Annotated in this window: 2 protein-coding genes; one reads left to right on the top strand and one right to left on the bottom strand. The window is 45.2% G+C overall.

Annotated features, from left to right (window positions below):
- Positions 1-71: 71 nt before the first annotated feature.
- Positions 72-1,136, top strand: coding sequence for a glycosyl hydrolase family 18 protein (locus ACFPXP_RS08200; protein WP_379893749.1), 1,065 nt, complete (start codon positions 72-74; stop codon positions 1,134-1,136).
- Between the two features lie 44 nt (positions 1,137-1,180).
- Here ACFPXP_RS08200 and ACFPXP_RS08195 read toward each other — a convergent pair whose 3' ends face one another.
- A complete protein-coding gene (locus ACFPXP_RS08195; protein ID WP_379893748.1) occupies positions 1,181-1,921 on the bottom strand; it encodes a DUF3231 family protein in 741 nt (246 codons plus the stop codon).
- Between the last annotated feature and the right edge of the window lie 262 nt (positions 1,922-2,183).

The following is a 2,183-nucleotide window of genomic DNA, read 5'->3' as shown; positions in this document are numbered from 1 at the left end:
ATCGTCATCCTCCATGTGCACGGTTTTTCATCGTATTTCAACGATTTCCTTGCATATGAATTCGACAAAGAATGCCTCAAACCCTTGCTGTTACTGGATTTTTTAATCGTTCAGCAAGCCCTAAATATGCGATCCCACTCGAAAGAGCGAAGATCGTCGAACGAAGCGGCAAAACACTATGGGATAACAGCAACAGGCTTGAAATGTGGGGTTGGACCGGTTCTGCGAGCGAAGATACGATGAAAAAGATGGCAGAACAAGCCGTAGGGCTTGACGTCATCTCTCCAACTTGGTTCGTGCTGGAAAACAAAGAAGGGAAGTTCGAGGATACTTCAAGTAAAGAAATGGTCGATTGGTTTCATGAACGCGGCCTTGAAGTACACCCTCTCGTGCAGAACCAATTCGACAGCAGCTTGACGACAGCATTTTTGGCGAATGCGAATGGCCAAGATCAGTTTATTCAATCGCTGGTCGATCGGGCGGCTTCGATTGGAGCCGATGGTCTGAACATCGACTTCGAAAGCGTGAATGCCAAGGATCGGGCTGCATTTACCGAGTTTATGCGGAAGCTGACGAGCAAGGCGCATGCCAAGAAACTGGAAGTATCGATTGACTTAATGAGGGGCAGTATTTCCTGGAACCACCTTACTGCTTTCGACCATGAGCAGTTAGCGAAGATCGTAGATACGGTCATCATCATGGCGTATGATCAGCATTGGTCGGGCAGCACGGAAGCGGGATCGGTTTCCGGTCTGCAATGGACAGAGCAAGGCATCCAAGAGTTTCTTTCTTATGGGATGTCCAGAGAGCAGCTCATTCTCGGCATGCCTTTCTACATCCGTGAATGGAAGCTGGATAGCAGCGGTAAAGTGCTGGAAAACCGTGCGCTATACACCTCTGCAGTAAGTAAGCTGCTCTCAGAAAATGAATACACCGCCGTATGGGATCCGGAGTTCAATCAGTATAAAATTCAGTATATGAAAGACGGGTACACCTACGTGTTCTGGTTAGAAGATCAAAGGACATTGGAAGCCCGATTGGAGCTGGCCAAGGAGTATCGTCTCGGCGGTGCCGCGGCCTGGAGATTAGGCCAAGAACCTGCTTCGTTCTGGGAAACCATCATATCGAATAAATAATGGTATGATCGAAAGGCAGGAGCCCCTAAAGCTTCTGCCTTTTCTTACACACGATAATACTTTACGAATACCTCGGATACAACCGATCCATGAGATAAGTATAAAAATACATGCCCCATATGGAGATGGAGGTTTTCAAATATAAAGGCAAGCTCACAGATCGTAAAATATAGTGCCAGTATGAGCTTCCGGTTTTCAGCTTTTACGAAAATAACGATTAATTCTCCTGGTATGGTTAATGAACGGGTACACCAGGGGGGGGAATAGGCGGGAGGAATTTTAAGCCAACCATTTTTTCTCATCATGGTTTTGGCACGCGCACCTAACTTCGCCTGCTCATAGAAGAAATTCGCCCACATCGCTCCAATATCGTTACGGACGCACTCCGTCATGTTTCGAGCACATTCCATGACAGTAACGAGTAATTTCGCTGAAAGGATATTGGCTATTTCAGTATCTGTCAATTTAACCCCCATAGGTACTGCATTCGCTTCAGATCTCGGCTTATCTTCCGGCAAATCCGGTTGAGGAATACCTTCGGTTTCCATCAACATTTTGAGCCGATCGGATTGAGCACTGCACATTTTTATGGCTTCGTCTAGCAATTCTAGAAGGTCTTTATCCGTCGTCATATTCCTTCCAATCTGTTCAAAAACAATAATTTCTTCGATAAGACCAAGATATTTCCAAACATCCATCACTTCTCCAACATGCATTGACGGCTTGGGTTCAGGGGCATTTAGAGTCTGAAATATACCTGAAACGGCTTCGAATATGTTTGTCATTTCATTATCACACCTCCATTATTATGATGGTCTCCTCCGACTCAAAAAAAATCCACGGGATGCTGCGCCGCAAACCAGAACAAATACTTGCCCGAATAAACCATTCCATCAAGTTCTGTATCATCCTCAAATATTTATATGAGCATTTTGCATAATTCCGTTTTTGAGAAATACGCAACAGAATTCCAGGTCCAGTTGAACCCCTATTTCGACTTAGTTGACTTGAATGGCAAAAAATGGGCAGACCTGCAGAATTTCTGGT

The sequence above is a fragment of the Marinicrinis lubricantis genome (assembly GCF_042658665.1).
Classification (GTDB): Bacteria; Bacillota; Bacilli; order Paenibacillales; family KCTC-33676; genus Marinicrinis; species Marinicrinis lubricantis.
This window is presented reverse-complemented; position numbering and strand designations above follow the sequence as displayed.